A 17,393-nucleotide genomic window follows, 5' to 3' on the forward strand; every position below is an offset into this window, starting at 1 on the left:
ACAGAAATAACAAAAACGGGTAACATTATGAGCACAAAAAAGAATGGGAAAAAGGAATCAGTAACACTCCGGGAGAAGAAGCTGGCGAATGGAAACATCAGCCTTTATTTGGATATTTATCGGGATGGTAAGCGAAGCTATGAGTTTCTGAAGCTTTACATAACCAAAGCAACCACACCATTGGAGAGGGAGGTTAACAGGCAGACACGTGCAACAGCCCAGGCCATCAAAGCCAAACGACAGATTGAACTCCAGAACAATGAATATGGTTTTAACAGCCAATTCAAGTTGGATACTCCATTCCTTGAATATTACAGGCATATGTGTAATGAGAGAGCTAAAAACCAGGAAAGCAAAAGTAATTATCAAAACTGGTTTAGCTGCTTAAAACATCTCGAAAGATACTGTTCAGAAGATACCACCTTCAGAGACATTACACCGGAATGGATTGAGGGCTTTAAATCGTTCCTGAATACAACCGGTAAAGACTTACATAAGTCTAAATATGGAAATGGTTATCCATCAAAACCATTAGCCCAAAACTCAAAAGTATCTTATTTCAATAAGCTTAGAGCCTGTATAAACAAAGCCTTTGATGACAGGATAATTCCGATCAATCCATTAAGAGGTATAGAAGGCTTTAAAACGGAAGAAACAGGGCGTGTCTACCTTACCTTTGATGAAGTAAAGAAGCTTGCTAATACACCCTGTAAAAAGCCTGTATTGAAGCGTGCATTCCTGTTCAGCTGTTTAACCGGGTTAAGAAAAAGTGACATTGAACGGTTGAGATGGAGAGATGTGGAAAACTTTGGTGATTATACGAGGATCAACTTCAAACAGAAGAAAACAGGCGGTCGAGAATACTTAGACATAAGCGATCAGGCTGTTCCATTTATGGGTGAAAGAGGTAATGATAATGATCTTGTTTTCTCAGGATTCAAATACTCTGCATATTTGTTGGTGGAACTTTCTAAATGGTGTATAAGAGCCGGTATTAAAAAAGATGTGACATTTCATACAGGACGGCACACATTTGCGGTTTTAATGATCACCGAGGGAGTGGATCTATATACAGTTTCAAAGCTCTTAGGACATAAAGAAATATCAACTACTCAGATTTATGCAAAGGTAGTTGATAAAGTAAAGCAGGAAGCTGTTAACCGAATCCCAAGTCTAAGTGATGACATAACCGAGCCAGCCAAAGAGCCTAAAGATATAGAAATAGATTTTAATAATTAATTCACATAAAAGCGGGTAGCTATGAAAACAAAAAATATAGATTTGTCAATGGTACATTTTGGTATTAATGATAAGGATGGAGGTATAATAATTAATACTGATTTGTTGGTCAAAAAGGGTATATACAACGATGTAGTATCTTTTATTATTGATGGATATGAGCCAGATATACAGCAGGATGCTATAATATACGCAAATAAAATTGAGAATTCCACTAAGTCGGAGTTGATTGAAATTAAAGAACTAATGAATGAGCGATTGAGATTGTGTATACTGAGAGATGATAAAAAATATATCAACCTGTATACCAACTTAATTGAAACAGTGAAAGAAAAAATCTTAAGCTTATCAGAAATCAATGACGAAAAACACGATCATGCTGCTTTATCAATCCCTGATGTTCTGGACACACCAGAAGCCCGGAAGATATTTGATAAAGCCATTCAGGCTGGGTTTATGAACCCGGATTATAGATTCAATGGCAATGGCAATCAACTGGCTTTATTTGCTGGACTCGCAAGTGATACACTTGGATTAACTATAACTCAGTGGAGAGGTGAGAAAAGGATCAAAGTAAGATCGTGGGAACCATTTAAGCAACTATTTGGAAAAAATGATTATGCGAATAGGTGGAAGAATATAAACACCTATAGTATTAAAGTAAAAGATGCTGACAAAATAAAAAAAATATTTAGTTAAATCACACACATACAATATATTATGCTCTATATCGGTACTATATAGTATCTATATAGAGCTTTTTTATTGCCCTTTTGTGCCCAACTTTGTGATGTGAATAAATAACAGGCTTGCAGCCATAAAATAACGGATATGGAAGATGTAAAAAATCAGTTAGACAGAATCGAAAGAAACACATTGTTGGCTTCAAAAAAAGTACTGACGATAGAAGACGTAGTGGCACTCACCGGCTTAAGCCGCTCATACTTGTACAAGTTAACAAGTTGCCACAAAATTCCTCATTATCGACCAAGAGGTAAGCAGCTTTATTTCGATAGAGAGGAGGTTGAAAATTGGCTTAAGAGGAACCGGGTGGAAACCGTAGATGAGACAGACAGAAAGGCAACTAATTATGTGGTAACAGGAAGGAGGCCAGGATGAAACCAAAAGAAGAAGCCCCCGGACGGCTGGAACCGTCACAGGGGCAAAATGATTTGTCCACGTGTGTGTGTGAGAGCAAAGATAGAATAAAACTTTCTAAACGCCAAAAGAAAGTTTATGATCTATTGTTAACCGGAAAATACAGCGTTACAGACATCACTATTAAGTTAGGGTATGCAGACCCAAGATCATACGTTAAAACCCTAAGAGACAAAGGAATAACTATAAATGATCAATGGGTAGAAAAGCAAAATGTAAGGTACAAGTTATATTATATCACACCACAGAAAACCAATATCCAAGACATTCAGACAGTTGGTGAAATAATTCAGTCCGACTTTAAAAATCTTTTTGAAAGAAATTATGATTGAAGATGCAAAAAAATTACTCATAGATAGATACGGGTTGAATAAAGAAATTCACACCAAACATAACAATATTTTCGAGGGTGAATCCCTTGTATTGATTGAAAGCTTGCTAACCGGACAGCTGAAGCTAAAGCCTAAAAGGCGATAATCAATTGTATATATAAAATTTTAGATATGAAAAGAGACGGGATTATAATATATGTACAACAATATGAAGCAATAAAGGATTTATCGCAATCAGACAAAGGGTTATTACTTGATGCGATTTTCCATTACCATATTACTGGAGAAGTGATGCAAGAATTACCTCCAATGGTACTAATGGCATTCACTTTTATCAGAACATCAATAGATTCAAATACAAGAAAATATGAAGCTATTGTTGAACGTAATAGGGAAAACGGGAAAAAGGGAGGGAGACCAAGAAACCCAAATAACCCAAGTGAACCCAAAAAACCCACTGGGTTAAAAAAAACCCAAGCTAACCCAAATAACCCAAGTGAACCCAAAAAAGCCGATACAGATACAGTCACAGATACAGTCAAAGATAAAAAAATAAAAACAGAGAGTATTGATGATTTATTTTCTAATGAAAATGTTCTTTTAAAACCTATAGTATCTGAATGGATTGCTTATAAAAAAGAAATTAAAGATCCATATAAAACGGTAAGGGGTATGAAAGCATTTGTAAAGGAACTTCAAAAACTTTCAAATAATGATCCTAAGGTCGCAAAAGAGATAACTGAGCGATCAATGGCTAATAATTGGAAAGGAATATTCGAACTTAATAATAACGGAAATGGCAAAACAGCGATCACAACAAGCCGTGCAAGGCAAAAACTCGATTAACGACACATATGTAATGCCACACAGTCCGGAGGCTGAAAAAGCAACAATAGGAGCGTTATTATCAGAGAAAACAGCGATATATGAAGTTATGGACTTCCTTAAACCCGATATGTTCTATGATGAGCATTTGAATGAGATCTACAGTGTAATACTTGAAATTGAATCACATTCAGATGTTGATCTTATAACAGTGTCTGAGGGGCTAAAGAAGCGGAAAAGTAAAGTAGAAGTATATCAATTAGCTGAACTTTCAGACATAACAACCTCTGCAATTCACATTAAAACTCATGCAATGATAGTCTTTCAGGACTATATGCGCAGAATGTTGATGATGAAATGCGCACAAACCCTGAATGATTCTAAAGATATGAGCGTAGATGTGGATGATCTGATCAGCAATCATATTTACGAAGTTGAGAATCTATCTGATATTACTGATGTGGGGGTTACTATATCAATTGACAAACTGGCAGTTGAGGCTTACAAAGAATATCAGGAAAGGGAGAAAAGAGCAAAGGAGGGGCACCCGGTAGGAATCCACACCGGATTAAAAAAGCTTGATAATGTACTTCACGGATTTCAAAAAGGATGTGTTTATGTGTTAGCTGCACGTCCGGGAATGGGCAAGACAGCGTTTTTGCTCAATTGTGCAAGAAAAACAGCAGAGAAAGGCAACAATGTATTAATTTTCTCTTTGGAGATGCCTAAAGTTGCTTTAATGAACCGTATGGCAATCGCTCATTCAGGGATCAACTCAGAGGCATTCAAAGAGGGTAGGCTATCACAGGAAGAGTACATTAGTTTGGCAGAATCTTTAGAGCAACTCTCACAATTACCAATATCAATTAATGATACAGCTTCTATTTCAGTTCAGCAGATACGGTCTCAAGCAAAGAAGATGAAAAGAAAAGGTAAATGTGATCTAATAATGATAGATTACCTACAATTAATAGATATGCACCAACTGAAAGGTAAAACAACAAATGATGAGGTTTCAGCTTGTTCAAGAGCAATTAAGATAATGGCAAAGGATCTGAATGTTCCTGTAATACTTTTATCACAGCTAAACAGAAGTGTTGAGAGTAGAGCCGACAAAGTGCCTTTATTATCAGATCTAAGAGATAGTGGAGCCATTGAACAAGATGCTGATGCGGTCCTATTCATTCACAGACCATCATATTATGATGATAATGCTGATAGAAATTTAGGTCAAATTATGATTGAAAAGAACAGAGAGGGGCGCACCGGAAACATTGATTTTTGGGTAGACGATTGCATCACCAATTTTAAAGATGAAGCACCTTCAGGAAGTTATTCAAACAGTTATAAATCTCATTATGAGGTAGAAGAAGAAACACCATTTTAAAATAATAATATGGGAATATTTGAGCAAACAAATAGCAGGATAAACCTTCTCAATAAGATCAAACAGCAGAAAGAAGCTATAAGTAAGGGTTTGAAAATTGAATGGGAAACAGACCCCGATAAGATGAAGTTTGAAAATTTGAGATCATATGGTGGATGGCAAAGAGAGTTTAATTCTGAAATTCTGAGAGTTGAGGAGTACAATTTAACATTACACCCATATACAGATATATTTACAGGTGATATAAAGTCTCACGTGGAAATGATTGACATCCTTTTAAATGGCGGGAAATTGATACCACCATCCAAGACCGAAGTATATTCGATAGTTGACGGTGAAGAAAAAATAGTGATGCCCTCCGATACTTTAGGATTGTTTGATGGAAACCACAGATGCAACCTTGCTAAATATTTCGGATTGGATACTGTTCCGGTCGTAGTTTTTAAAGTGAATGACGGATATCGGTTTACACCAGAGAAATGGACTTTTGAGGGACCACGTATAAGAGAAGAATATAAAACAGAATCTGGAATGTCCTGGACTGAATATAACGGGGTTAAAGCGATTTCCAAGGAGACTGGTAAAGTATTTACTTTTAAAGAAGGATCTTCATATATAGATAATTCAGATACTGATTATCTGGCTATTCATGTTTATAGGTAATTACAGAGCATTTGTACAGAATGCAATACCAATAACTGAGACAAAAAAAGTAAAAGATCAAATAACTATTCACAATTAAATATTAAAAATTATGTATAGCAGAACCCTAATAGATAGAATTCAATCAAGCCATTTTAAAGCCGTTTAAAAGCTTTAGTTGTTTTTGTGGGAAGTTATGCCAGTTTGCGGTTAATGTTCTTAAATTAGCGACGTAGTGAAGCCAGAGGGCATAATTTTAATGATATAATATATTCCAATGGAAATAAAAATTAATAATTACGTTAAGAAACATATAGGCCGGTTACTATTGCAAGAAAAGCAAATAAATTATTTTCTTAAATAAGATATAAAGCAAAAGTTTAAAGAATATTTTTAAATAAGTGTATATGAAAAAGTTGACAGCTAGACAAGAAAAATTTTGCTATGAGTATGTGATAGATTTGAATGCTACACAAGCTGCACTAAGAGCCGGGTATTCAGAGAAAACAGCCTATTCAAGTGGCAGTAGGTTGTTGAAAAATGTTGAAATTCAAAAGTTTATACAAACATTACAGGCCGACCTGGAGAAAACAGCAGGTATCACAGCCTTAAAAGTTTTGAAAGAACATAAAAAGATTGCGTTTAGTGATACAAGTATGATCCGGGAGGGATGGATGACCTTAAAGGCCTACAAAGAACTCCCAAAGGAAATTAAAGACTGTATTCAGGAAGTAGCAACGAGGGAGACGAAATACGGAAATGAAATAAAAATTAAATTCTATGACAAACAAAAATCTTTAGATAGTATCAGTAAAATATTAGGATTTGAAGCACCTACTAAGATTGAGCAGAAAATAGATTTTGACAGTTTGACAGATGAACAAGTAAATTCATTAATTGCAAAAATGACTGAATGATTATGAAACAAAGAATTTTAGCAAAGGATAAGAAGATCATTATTTCAGGACTGAAAACAGGAACCTTTAATATTACAGAATTGAACCACCTAACAAGGGGAATTGCGGATCATTCCGGAGACATTGAGTTATTCGGTAAAGTTGAGGTTGCCTTAACTATGGACGATAAGAGAAATCTGTTAAAGTCGCTTAGAAGTGGCTATATAGATTTTGAGTTGATACCGGATCTTTTTGAGAAAATAAAAGAGAATTTTTTCCTGAGGGTGATGATTGAAAGTACTTCAATTGAAAGCTGAGGCAAAATGCGATAATAGCAAAAATATCTTTTTAACGCCAAAAAATCAGAAAACGGATGCAAAACGACCAAAATAAGCAGTTTCGTGAACAATTTTCTAATATTACGGAACGGTTAAATTTGACGATTTGTAAAGAATAAATCGATTACATTGATTATCAGACAGGTGGTGAATTACAGTGATTATATAATTATCATTATGTTTAATATTAATTATTTAAATTGAGATTATGAGTAACGAAACAGACAGAGTGGAGAAGCTTTTGAACCTTGTAGAGAAACAGTCGGAGAAGTTTGATGCACTTCTCGCCAAAATAGAAGAAGCGAGTAAAAAGGAACCCGCAGAAGATCCGGAAGAGCTGGCGAAAAAGAAGGCTGATAAAGATGAGGCTGATTTCATACAGCTTATGAAGGACATTAACAAAGAGTAAACCTATTAACAGCGAAAATTATGGAGAAAAAATACTGGTGAAGTTTTACGAAAGTGAAGCAGCTAAGCAGATCAATTATTTGAAGATATCATTGACAGATCTACAGATGATTTTCAACGAAGTTACAAAGATCATCAAAGGGAAGGACCCGGTTACTATTGAAGAACTGGGGAATATGATCATTCCAGATATTATTAACATCCCGCCAAAAAGACCGAAGCCGAACGAGGACTATATTATTGAATTTGTAAGAAGCAGGATTGCCGAAGATTTCAAGGGCTTGCCGATCAAAAAGGAGATGATTGAAATACCAGCTATTGATGGTATTGTTGATTCAATCCTGAGGGCTAACAGCCATTTACCGGGCTTCATTTACAATAATAGTTTTGAAATTCAAAAGGGAAAGGTAGTAATCCGGGATGGAGTGGAGGAATCCATTATTGAATCATTCAAAGTCTACGCCGAATCGCCAGACCAGATCAAGCGGTTTAAATCCGTTCAAAAGCTGGCCGATGCGATGAATGAAATAGGAAATTATCTGAGTGTAAATCCTACATTTGGGGTGAAGCTATTCATCCAGGGGCAAATGGAATATTTCCTGGAGTACGATGAAAATGGAGATGTGGTGCCAACTGACTATTTTATTAAGACAGGGAACGCACCCTTTAAATGCCGTGAGGTTCATGTAGTGATGTAGAATCCACAGCAGGGAGCCACAGGAGGAACAAGGTCAGGCAACATATGGAGCTTATGAAAAAATCACACAAGATCAGGCAGACAGGATTGACGGTAAACTTACCGGTGTTCACATAAACACAGGGGTTGAGTACAACTACCTGTACAGCGTTCCCGATAATCAAACCGGGCACCTGGTTGGGGTGAAGGTGAAGTTTTAATTTGGTCAATTGATATGAATTTACTTACTTTGAGAAAAAATAGGAGTATGAAAGATTTATCAAGTCCTGGGTTTTGTATAACAATAGATTTTGACAAGAAATCTGAAAATCCGTCTCGTGTTTTTCAGACCATGACAGATATTATCAACTCATTCCAGAATCTTGACAGAGATTTGATAAATGGAATTAATTCGCAGTTAGACCCCGTTATTCTGCTCGAAGATATTCAATCCGGATCAATGAAGACGTGGTTGATTAATGCTTTAAAAGGTCTACCGGATGAGGCTTTAAAGGATTGCGACTGGAAAAAGATTATAGGTCATTATTTGGTGAAAGCTAAATACATAATCATAAATCGACTGGAAGGGAAAACAAGTATAACCAATGCTAAAGAAATAATAGAGATACGCAAGGAACTTTACGAAGAAGCTGTGAAAATGGACATAAAGTCATTCCCTTATTATGAACCAATACCGATACCAAAACTTATAAAAAATATCTCTCTTATTAATCAATCATTATCACATTTGAATCAAAGCGATAAAGCGTATCTGGAGATAGACGGACATCAAAAAGCTGATTTTAACCTGTCATTTAATTTCAGTCCTGAAAATATAGAGGAGTTGTTGACGAAAGAATCATTGTCTAGTCAAGTATTAATGATACTCAAAGTAAAAAAACCAGACTATCTGGGCAGTTCAATGTGGGATTTTAAATATGGAGGCCGAACAATTTCTGCAAAAATACTCGATGATGATTGGCTTATAAGATTCCAGCAAAGAAAATTGGATATACGCCCTGGTGATTCAATCAAAGCGAATGTGAAGACAACTGTAAAATATGGCCATGACAATAGTGTCATAGCAACCATATATGAAGTGCTAAACGTGAATGAAATATTGCCCTTGAATAACATCGAAGATATGAGTTGGTTGGAAGATTGACATGCTATATTATTTTTTGTCGTAATTCACTTAAAGCATACCCGTTACATTCAGCCTTTCGGCCATGATAATCCCGATAAAAACATAGTAAAGTCTAATCAAGCAGTCTCGTTTTGTCTGTGCATATCAATATACATCTTTATCAGCTTCAAGTGAGAGGCAGTTATATCCCTTGGCAAAACAATATTCTTGAAAGAATCGTAGCCAAACTCATCAATCAATTCTCCAAAAGACGAATTAAAAAACGATGATGACATCGGTGTAGTATCTTTAAACGATACAATAACAGATTCATTGTTTTCAAAAAAAGGAAACAGTAAATATTTTAATGTGCAACCTTCATCGTTGGTGCTCGTTCCTTTAACTTGTGCTTTTATTCTGATTGTTCTCATAATAATCTTCTTTCTTTTCGTAATTTACTTCAAAAAGTATCAAATACATCCTCTTCGTCATTTAAGTTATCAACATGTATATCCAACTCAATTAAAGTACCTTTAAATCCGTCTATATTTTTAATAATTCTTTCCAGTCCGCCGTCCCTACATAAATAACAACAATTGCCCGTCCAAATTGTTAGTTTGCCTCTTGTTGTTATCGAAAAATTTCGTATGATCGACAGACCCATTCCTGCATTGCTCGGAAGCGATTTGGTCGTGTTATGTTCAGTTAATGCCCACAGTATACAACCTCTATCGGAAAAATCCGGATGTTTACGCCTCACAATAGCCGGAATACCCTCTCCATAATCCGACACACAAACGCGTATTACGTTTAATTTTGGATAATACTGGCAAAAAACATAGGCTCCTATCTCTGATTCGGCGTGGTCATATACATTATTTATAGACTCTTTTATCCCTACCGAAAGCATGGTTAGCTCTTTGCCTTTGCAAATATTACCGATATATCTCAAAGTCTCCTGTACATACTCCTCTATAAAAGACTGACCAACGCGCCTTATGGGCATTGCTGTGCACTTGTTTATAAAACGAATAGTCCTGGGCTGCTCGTAATTTGATTTTAAAAACGATATAAGCCCGATGTCTTGCAAATAATCGATGGAAGAAGCGCTCCCCTGAATTCTTATGCGTTTTATATACGGATGCTTTTTCTTTATATAAATAGCTAATTGAGCAATCAATAATACATCGTGTGGATTTACAAATAAATTCAAATGTATGATTAATTGCTCATCATCAACATAATCAGTCTGACATAAGTTAAATAAATGGCTGTAATCTCGTAATTTATTTATTGTTATATCCAATTCACACGTATTTATATGTGCAAAGTTACAATTTTATTCGTAATTAAAACATGTTATACAACATACAAACGGACGGTTTGTATCACAACAACATCCAACCAATTACCTGATAATCTCTCCCCTTTGAGGGGAGCCGGTGGGGGCAAATTAATCGGCCCCGAAATCACTTTTGGGCAGCTATTCTATCCACGACCTTATATCGCCCGGCCTCCAGCCGGGTTTTTCTTTGCCCGTTAGAAAGGTCCGGGATTGTTTTATTGAATTTCGGTCATCAGCTTGGTATAAAAGTTAAATTTTGACTGCAATATTTCAATAAAAAATCAAGGTTTTACGTTAATCAGTACCACTTTTAGTGCCACCATTTATGTAAAATACTGATAATCATTTGATATTATTGTCCTGTGCGGACAACGCTTAAAGTGGTCGCTATCAGAGACTTAGAACGTTTAATGTTAAACTTCATTAAACATTATTTCATATTATAGTTATAATCAGATAGTTAAGTGATTGGTCGCTATTAACGACCTTAAATAATTGATAATAAGCGTTTTATATAAATATTATGCCTTATATTTGCACTTATTATTAATATTAAAAATTATCGATATGAAAAATGTAAATGCAGCAGTAGACCGCTTTTTAGTAGCAACAGAAACAATTGAGATGGTAAAACATTCCTTATTTGATTTATCTGAAAGAGGTGAAGCCGTTGATACCGGAAGACTTGCAACGATAGCTTTTGTATTATCTCATGCTTTGGATATACTGAATGAATTTGAAGAAGATCCTAAGAATGACAAAGTAATGATATTAAACAATTGAGTAAAATAAAAATCACAGCATGATTAAATGAATGTTTAAATGTTCAACATTTATAAGACCCCCACAAATCCGGATAGTGGGGGTTATCTATTTTAATACAGATATTGAATTGCTAAATACGGAGCTATTGAAATAGTTTATTGATACCATTGTTCACTAAATTGCAGAAAGTTGTTTAAAACGCTTTGAAATGCGTCAAATATTTTAAAAAGATTGTAATTTATTGATCCAAGATGTTAGAAAATGTATTAACTTTAATACAAAAAACACTATGGAAATATACAAAGATGATCATGATATAAGTAGAAGTATATTCTTAGAGCTTACAAATGGAGAATTAACTTTACAATCATATGATTCAGGTAGTGGATTTAGTGAGGAAAGAATTATAACCTTATATGATTTGTCCGCAATAAAAAAAGCAATGAATGTAGAAACAGATGAAGATCTTTTAGTAAAGATAAAAACAAGTTATTCCAAAAGTGATGCAGTAGATCTGTTTTCTGATTATTTAGATAAGAACAAAATTAAATATCAGTATCACAATTTTACCGGTTAAGAATACTTTTAGTAGAAATAATATTTATATCTTTGAGATACAGAAAAGCCCGCAAAAGTACAATGTTCTTTGTATTTTGTTACCAGTTTGTTACCCGCTTACTAAACAAGCGGGCTTTTCTTTTTATAAATCAACACGTTAAGTATAACGTTTCACATTCTGTATCGGAAAGTAACTAATAATAATATAATTCAATAAAAGTGTTTACTATTAATTGATTACCTCTTCACTATAAACTAATTATAATCATAAAAAACATGAAGAAAACGTTTTTTTTGCTGATTGCTGTGTTTTGTTTATCAGTTTCAGCCCAGAATGGACCTAAAGACTCAAATACAAGTTATGCTAAGACAGTGCTGCAACCCTATGTGGAAAGTGGTCAGCTGTCCGGTGCTATTAGCGTGTTCTATAAGGACGGTGTGCAGGAAACCTGCGCCATAGGCTATGCCGACGTATCAGAAAAGCGCCCAATAGGTATGGATAATGTGTTCATGCAATGTTCACAGACAAAAGGATTTTGCGGAGTGACAATTGCTAAACTGGTGGAAGAGGGGCGTATTTCGCTCGACGACCCTGTTTCTAAGTATCTTCCTGAGTTTAATGAGTTATGGGTGTTAGTTGCTGAAAATGACAGTGTAAAGACCCTTCGTAAAGCAAAGAACGAACTTACTATCCGTATGGTACTAAACCATACTGGTGGCTTCCCTTTCGAAATTAGTGCCAAGCGTCCTGATGTCAGGGGTGGTGGATGGTCTGGAGGAGCACCCCTTCGCCAGACAGCTTCTATCGCTGCGGCTTCGCCTATCATGTTTGAGCCGGGTACACGTGAGCTCTATTCCAACACAGGAATTGATATTGGTGCAGCTGTTGTTGAAGTGGTCACAGGGATGAAATGGGAGGACTATTTAAAGCAAGAGGTGCTTGATCCCCTTGGAATGAAGTCTACATGGTTCTGGCCTACTGATGAACAGCTTAAAAACAAGATAGAGCTATATAAGTACAGCAAGGATGCTCCAGCCGAGTGGGTTGAAGAAATGGACTGGCAGCAACGACCTTATAATGACTCACATGTATTTGCATCTGCCGGAGCTGGTCTCTGGACAACTGCCAATGACCAGCTAAAGTTTTATAAGATGCTGATGAATCTTGGCTTAGGAGATAATGGTAATCGCATCCTGAAAGAAGAGACAGTGAAGAATCTTCTAGCACTTTCCACACGTCCTAAGGGGCTGAGTGGTTACTCACTAGGTTTATCAGCACCTGAAGAGGATAGCGAAGATGCATGGTTTGGTCATGGTGGAGCCTGGGGTACTAACTGTTCTGTAAATTGGCACAAGAAAGAGCTCAAGCTATGGGTAGTTCAATTTGCCGGAGGAGAACAACCATGGGTTGATGAGATAGCCAAGGCTGCTGAGAAGTTCTTTGCACAGCCAATGAGCAAATCAGGTGTAGATGCATATACCGGAAGAATGGAGTAATTAATTTAGCTCCCAATCTTTCTAATCAGATCCCTAACTCCAATTGCACACTCTGCAACTCGCTCAAAATTGACAATACCCAGGTTGTCTTTTGGAGTATGGGTAATCTCCTGACTCTCCATGTTTTCAATAAACCAGTTCGAACTCACAGCAATAGCAGGAGTTCTGTTCTGTAAAAAAAGACTATGGTCTCCCTGATACCATGGTAATCCTTCAATGATAAGAGGATTATCAGAAAGCATATCTTTAAAGGCTGTGCTGACATTTTCAGGGAGATTAAAGGGAGAAAAACATGAAAAACCTTCATGATACCCAGCACCATCAATGTTGATATTCAATAGGATATCGGAGAATTTACCTGAGTTTTGTTTTACATATTCAACCTGTCCAGGTGCTCCATAGTAGTCTTCTCCATTAAAAACGACAAGCTCAATTGGATGTTTTATCGAACAGTCTTTCAGTATCTCAGCCAGAACCAGTAGAACTGCCACTCCTGTTCCGTTGTCAATTGCCCCCGGAGTGTCAATCTTTGTGTCAATGTGAGCAGTGATTACTATTCTGTTACTGTTTTCTGTGCTATTGTTCCCAATGATATTGTAAGCTATTTCAGGAATACGCTTTGCCTTGGAAACAAGTTCTACAGTTTCTCCTTTACATTTGAGCAGCTTTTCACCTACTATATCTGTCATATAAACTGAAGGAATATCAAAATCACCATCCTCGAACATAGGAAATGGATATACACCACCCGCCAATGCTGAATCACGCTTTGTAGCTGTTATTATTGCAAGAGGTCTGTTTCTTTCCAAGACAGAAATGAGATGCTGATGTTCTTCAGGGTTCCAAAAAGGAAATTTCTTTGGTGCAATCTGTTGTGAGGAGATGTCTCCGTATAAAAGAACGATCTTATCTGTTATGTTTGATTGTTCAAGCTTGTCAATTGTATCGATAGCAATCAATTCACCTTCTACGGAACAACCCAGCGAGTAATGTGATGAAAACACTTCAAAAGATTTATCACCGCAAGTCAGTTCAGCTCCCTCTGTTTTCCAATCAATAACAGATAGTTTGTTTGCTTCTGTCTGCCAGCCATACTCCTTCAATATCTTACCTGCGTAATCTGTTGCTAAGCGATTTTTCTCGCTTCCAACCCTGCGTTCACCTATCTCATTACAGAGTACATGCAAATGTGTTTTGATTCTTTCGACTAAATAGGCCTTTTCCATCTTAATTATCTGATTGATTTAATGTTCTCTCTACTCGTAGAAATTTAATGTTAAATGCTTTACAAAAATAGAATTTAAACTTTAACTTTTGGTGTCTTTTACAATAAAATACAACTGTCGTCAATACTAAATAGTAAATACTGACAATAAAGGTTTATAACTATATTATTTGAAAAAGGTGTTGAGGTATTATTTGTGAGCAGATTCTTACTTTGTAAGCTCAGCCTGATCTAACGGTAGAATATCACACTCCATGAACAGATTGATGGTGATTAATTCGTCAACTTTTATCATTCCCATCATGTGAACAGGAGGTGTCAGGTTAAAATCACGTATATTGATCTCTTTTGTTATATCGAAAGTAAAGTTATTTCCATTTTTACCTGTTGTTACAGGGAAAATATATCTTTTTGTAACATCTGTAATTGTAATATCAATAACAGCATTTCCTACTGCTGATGTTGAAGATCTGTCGGCAAGTTCAATATGATCAAGTTTTATAAGCATTTTAGGGTATTGATCAGACTTTACCAACTTATTAAAATCTCTCAGCGCCATCTTGTTACTGGAGTTGAAGCTTTTTACAGGAATCTCCAGATTACTCTCACTTAAATATATTTTATCGTTTTTCCAAGAAGCAACAACATATAGTTTATTATCTATAAACTCCTTACTTGGTTGATCGAATGTAAAATCAACGACATTACTTTTCCCATGAATCGAAAGTACACTTTTATCCTTTACATCCACAGTAACAGGATATGAGTTAAGCTGTGCACTTAAAGTAAGTGACAATAGATAACATATAGTGAATATTGATATAAATTGTTTCATAACTTAACCTGAGAGATTAAAACCAAACCGGTAGTAAATACCGGTTTGGTATACCTTTATTAATGTTAATTAAAATGCTATTGATCCAGCCAAAGTCAATCCATTGAATTCTGCATCAGAATAAATGCTGTTAGTTGGGAAACCATCATAATTCTGTTTGACATACTCTACTTTAGCCATAATGTTTTTGGTCATGTACCAACCTGCAGCAATTGCAGTACGGTTAATATCCGCTTTATAGGCAGGAGTTTCTCCAGCTGATGCCATATCAGCTTTTAACACATTGTATCGTCCACCAACATAAAACTGTTCATTTGCACCAAAACGTACTACTAAGTCGGTTACAAACTGATTTGCATCTCTAAGTTCGCTTTCACTTGTACTGCGTCCTTTTGCCTGTTCCAGAGTAGTAAATGATTCAAACGAAACGCCATCTGCAGGTGAATACTTTAAGAATAAGTTTCCCATCACAGCTTTTACCTTATCTCCGAAACCCGGACTAAATCTACCATTTGTATAAGCCGATGTTCCTGGTGCAACATGATACATAACTCCGTAATAATTTGAACCGGTACGGTCACCACTGAATAGAGTGTTTCTGTAAGATCCAGCAGTGTAGTAACCTGATCCGCTTACTCTAAGACGAAACTGGTCATTAATCTGCTTGTCAAAAGCCAGCTTTCCAATCAGAGCGGGATTCATCTTGCCATTAGAGTATCTGTTTGCAGCCAGAGTCGTATCAATCTTCTGTAATGAAGGATTAAGCTGTCCGTTAGTAATTGCACCCACAAGAGTGAAGTCTCCAAGATGAACGTCAACCTCTGCACCTATCTCTGTTGCAAATTCATCCATGATATGGTTTTCCATAAATGGATTGTAGAAAGTAAGACCACCATCTGAGCGACGAAAATGTGCATCTCCATAATTAACATCAAACTGACCTACTTTAATTGTAGTAACTTCCATAATATCATCAACAAAATCCCAGGTGAGGAAAGGCATTTTTTCTAATTGCAGAAAACCACCTTTTACCCATGTTTCGTTATGGTGGCGAGATGCCAGGTAAAGTTCAAAATTCAGGTAAATTCCATCTGACAGATTAGACTGAATAAATAGGTTTGCCTGTGGTAACCCAAAGTTATTAGTCAGAGGGACCAGTGTAAGGTCATTATCACTCACATATTCTCCATGTGCGTTGCTGTGATCAAGTGTAGAGTAGGGAAGTGTAAGTGCACCACCTATCTTCACATTCAAACCTTTAAATTCTGTATCTGTCTTAGGTGTTTCAAAAATGTTAATACCATCCTTGTTAGTTGGACGTAATTGAGCAAAAGCAATGCAGGTAGTTAATAAAGCAACTACAGCCAGGAGACTTCTTTTTTTCATATTCATTTAATGTTTTAATTAGATTTTTTTATTATTTATTTTGTGTGTAAGCTGTTGTGTCGAAGTCAACTGCGGCTCCTTCAAAGGTCACTTTGTAATTAACTGTAACCTGATCCTTAGTTTTCATAGTGCCTAACATTGCTGTGGGTGGCTTCATACCATAATCGCTCATCTTTATCGGTAGTGAACCTTCAAATGTATAAACTCCCGGACTTGCAGTTTTTCCATCTGCTTTTAGTGTAACCTTTTTGGTGGCACCGCTAAAACTAAGATTCCCTGTGATTGTTACAGCAATATTATCTCCTGTAACCTGAATTGAATTTAATTCGGTCATGTTGAATAAGATTGTCGGATTCTTAGGTTCATTAAAAGCTTCATGAGTTTTCTTGTCCATCAGATTTTCTCCACTGATAAGAGACTTTACAGGAATCTCCACTGTGAGTGTTTCAGGGCGATTGTTTGCAATTGTCATTTTGCCATTTACTTTAGTCGCATTAATCTTAAAATCGTGATTAACATTTGTCTCTCCGTTAATAGTAACGGTTGAAGATTTAATAGAAAGTGTTTGTGCCTGAGCAATTACTACTGTTGCCATGAACATTAGTAAAAATAAAGATCTGGTTAGGCCATTTGATAAAATCGTCTTCATAATTAAGTGTAAAATAGTTTAGTAATTAGTAATATTTTAATCCTATAGAATTGCTGTGATTAGTAAATACAGTTGACCTCCAAGAGATTCAAAGTATTCTTAAAAT

At 36.0% G+C, this 17,393-nt stretch carries 21 protein-coding genes; 15 read left to right on the plus strand and 6 right to left on the minus strand.

Going from position 1 to position 17,393, the window contains the following annotated elements; all coding sequences use genetic code 11:
- Window positions 1-27: 27 nt before the first annotated feature.
- The 12 genes from BN1354_RS01825 (at window position 28) to BN1354_RS01880 (ending at window position 9,066) form a co-directional block, all read left to right on the plus strand.
- Window positions 28-1,239 (plus strand): site-specific integrase, encoded by a 1,212-nt coding sequence (locus BN1354_RS01825; protein WP_053826051.1) that lies wholly within the window; start codon window positions 28-30, stop codon window positions 1,237-1,239.
- Window positions 1,240-1,260: 21 nt separating this feature from the next.
- Window positions 1,261-1,938 (plus strand): hypothetical protein, encoded by a 678-nt coding sequence (locus BN1354_RS01830; protein ID WP_154904807.1) that lies wholly within the window; start codon window positions 1,261-1,263, stop codon window positions 1,936-1,938.
- Window positions 1,939-2,070: 132 nt separating this feature from the next.
- Complete coding sequence (locus tag BN1354_RS01835; RefSeq protein WP_053826053.1) at window positions 2,071-2,358, plus strand: helix-turn-helix transcriptional regulator; 288 nt, start codon at window positions 2,071-2,073, stop codon at window positions 2,356-2,358.
- Window positions 2,355-2,729 carry a hypothetical protein gene (locus tag BN1354_RS01840; RefSeq protein WP_053826054.1) on the plus strand — a complete coding sequence of 125 codons (375 nt, stop codon included), beginning with the start codon at window positions 2,355-2,357 and terminating at the stop codon, window positions 2,727-2,729. The genes BN1354_RS01835 and BN1354_RS01840 overlap by 4 nt, the downstream gene beginning before the upstream one ends.
- Before the next feature lie 171 nt (window positions 2,730-2,900).
- A complete protein-coding gene (locus BN1354_RS01845) occupies window positions 2,901-3,575 on the plus strand; it encodes a DUF6291 domain-containing protein (protein WP_053826055.1) in 675 nt (224 codons plus the stop codon).
- The gene (dnaB, locus tag BN1354_RS01850) at window positions 3,526-4,941 is read left to right on the plus strand and encodes a replicative DNA helicase (protein ID WP_082331515.1); all 1,416 of its coding nucleotides are present in this window, start codon (window positions 3,526-3,528) and stop codon (window positions 4,939-4,941) included. The genes BN1354_RS01845 and dnaB overlap by 50 nt, the downstream gene beginning before the upstream one ends.
- Window positions 4,942-4,950: 9 nt before the next feature.
- On the plus strand, window positions 4,951-5,604 hold the full coding sequence (locus BN1354_RS01855; RefSeq protein WP_053826057.1) for a ParB N-terminal domain-containing protein: 654 nt from the start codon (window positions 4,951-4,953) through the stop codon (window positions 5,602-5,604).
- Window positions 5,605-5,990: 386 nt separating this feature from the next.
- Window positions 5,991-6,500 carry a terminase small subunit gene (locus BN1354_RS01860; RefSeq protein ID WP_053826058.1) on the plus strand — a complete coding sequence of 170 codons (510 nt, stop codon included), beginning with the start codon at window positions 5,991-5,993 and terminating at the stop codon, window positions 6,498-6,500.
- Between the two features lie 2 nt (window positions 6,501-6,502).
- Complete coding sequence (locus tag BN1354_RS01865; RefSeq protein WP_154904808.1) at window positions 6,503-6,796, plus strand: hypothetical protein; 294 nt, start codon at window positions 6,503-6,505, stop codon at window positions 6,794-6,796.
- A gap of 229 nt (window positions 6,797-7,025) precedes the next feature.
- Window positions 7,026-7,226 carry a hypothetical protein gene (locus BN1354_RS01870; RefSeq protein ID WP_053826060.1) on the plus strand — a complete coding sequence of 67 codons (201 nt, stop codon included), beginning with the start codon at window positions 7,026-7,028 and terminating at the stop codon, window positions 7,224-7,226.
- Between the two features lie 106 nt (window positions 7,227-7,332).
- Entirely contained in the window at window positions 7,333-7,923 is a 591-nt protein-coding gene (locus tag BN1354_RS01875; RefSeq protein WP_053826061.1) for a hypothetical protein, read from the plus strand.
- A gap of 246 nt (window positions 7,924-8,169) precedes the next feature.
- Window positions 8,170-9,066 (plus strand): LAPAL motif-containing putative phage structural protein, encoded by an 897-nt coding sequence (locus tag BN1354_RS01880; RefSeq protein ID WP_053826062.1) that lies wholly within the window; start codon window positions 8,170-8,172, stop codon window positions 9,064-9,066.
- Between the two features lie 98 nt (window positions 9,067-9,164).
- Here the strand turns inward: BN1354_RS01880 and BN1354_RS01885 are convergent, their stop codons facing one another.
- Window positions 9,165-9,458 (minus strand): STAS-like domain-containing protein, encoded by a 294-nt coding sequence (locus BN1354_RS01885; protein WP_053826063.1) that lies wholly within the window; start codon window positions 9,456-9,458, stop codon window positions 9,165-9,167.
- 29 nt (window positions 9,459-9,487) lie between these two features.
- Window positions 9,488-10,033, minus strand: a complete 546-nt coding sequence (locus BN1354_RS11960) for an ATP-binding protein (RefSeq protein WP_154904810.1) — start codon at window positions 10,031-10,033, stop codon at window positions 9,488-9,490.
- A 906-nt stretch (window positions 10,034-10,939) separates the two neighbouring features.
- On the opposite strand from BN1354_RS11960, the gene BN1354_RS01895 reads away from it, so the two are divergent.
- The 3 genes from BN1354_RS01895 (at window position 10,940) to BN1354_RS01905 (ending at window position 13,192) form a co-directional block, all read left to right on the plus strand.
- Entirely contained in the window at window positions 10,940-11,155 is a 216-nt protein-coding gene (locus BN1354_RS01895) for a hypothetical protein (protein WP_053826065.1), read from the plus strand.
- A 271-nt stretch (window positions 11,156-11,426) separates the two neighbouring features.
- On the plus strand, window positions 11,427-11,714 hold the full coding sequence (locus BN1354_RS01900) for a hypothetical protein (protein WP_053826066.1): 288 nt from the start codon (window positions 11,427-11,429) through the stop codon (window positions 11,712-11,714).
- Between the two features lie 257 nt (window positions 11,715-11,971).
- Window positions 11,972-13,192, plus strand: a complete 1,221-nt coding sequence (locus BN1354_RS01905; RefSeq protein WP_053826067.1) for a serine hydrolase domain-containing protein — start codon at window positions 11,972-11,974, stop codon at window positions 13,190-13,192.
- 5 nt (window positions 13,193-13,197) lie between these two features.
- Here the strand turns inward: BN1354_RS01905 and BN1354_RS01910 are convergent, their stop codons facing one another.
- The 4 genes from BN1354_RS01910 to BN1354_RS01925 all read right to left on the minus strand — a co-directional run bounded on the left by BN1354_RS01910 (window position 13,198) and on the right by BN1354_RS01925 (window position 17,287).
- Window positions 13,198-14,418 carry a M28 family peptidase gene (locus BN1354_RS01910; RefSeq protein ID WP_053826068.1) on the minus strand — a complete coding sequence of 407 codons (1,221 nt, stop codon included), beginning with the start codon at window positions 14,416-14,418 and terminating at the stop codon, window positions 13,198-13,200.
- 207 nt (window positions 14,419-14,625) lie between these two features.
- Window positions 14,626-15,252 carry a YceI family protein gene (locus BN1354_RS01915; RefSeq protein ID WP_053826069.1) on the minus strand — a complete coding sequence of 209 codons (627 nt, stop codon included), beginning with the start codon at window positions 15,250-15,252 and terminating at the stop codon, window positions 14,626-14,628.
- Window positions 15,253-15,321: 69 nt separating this feature from the next.
- A complete protein-coding gene (locus BN1354_RS01920) occupies window positions 15,322-16,638 on the minus strand; it encodes a hypothetical protein (protein ID WP_074010715.1) in 1,317 nt (438 codons plus the stop codon).
- A 31-nt stretch (window positions 16,639-16,669) separates the two neighbouring features.
- Window positions 16,670-17,287, minus strand: coding sequence for a YceI family protein (locus BN1354_RS01925; RefSeq protein WP_082057381.1), 618 nt, complete (start codon window positions 17,285-17,287; stop codon window positions 16,670-16,672).
- Window positions 17,288-17,393 lie beyond the last annotated feature (106 nt).

The sequence above is a fragment of the Lascolabacillus massiliensis genome (assembly GCF_001282625.1).
Classification (GTDB): Bacteria; Bacteroidota; Bacteroidia; order Bacteroidales; family Dysgonomonadaceae; genus Proteiniphilum; species Proteiniphilum massiliensis.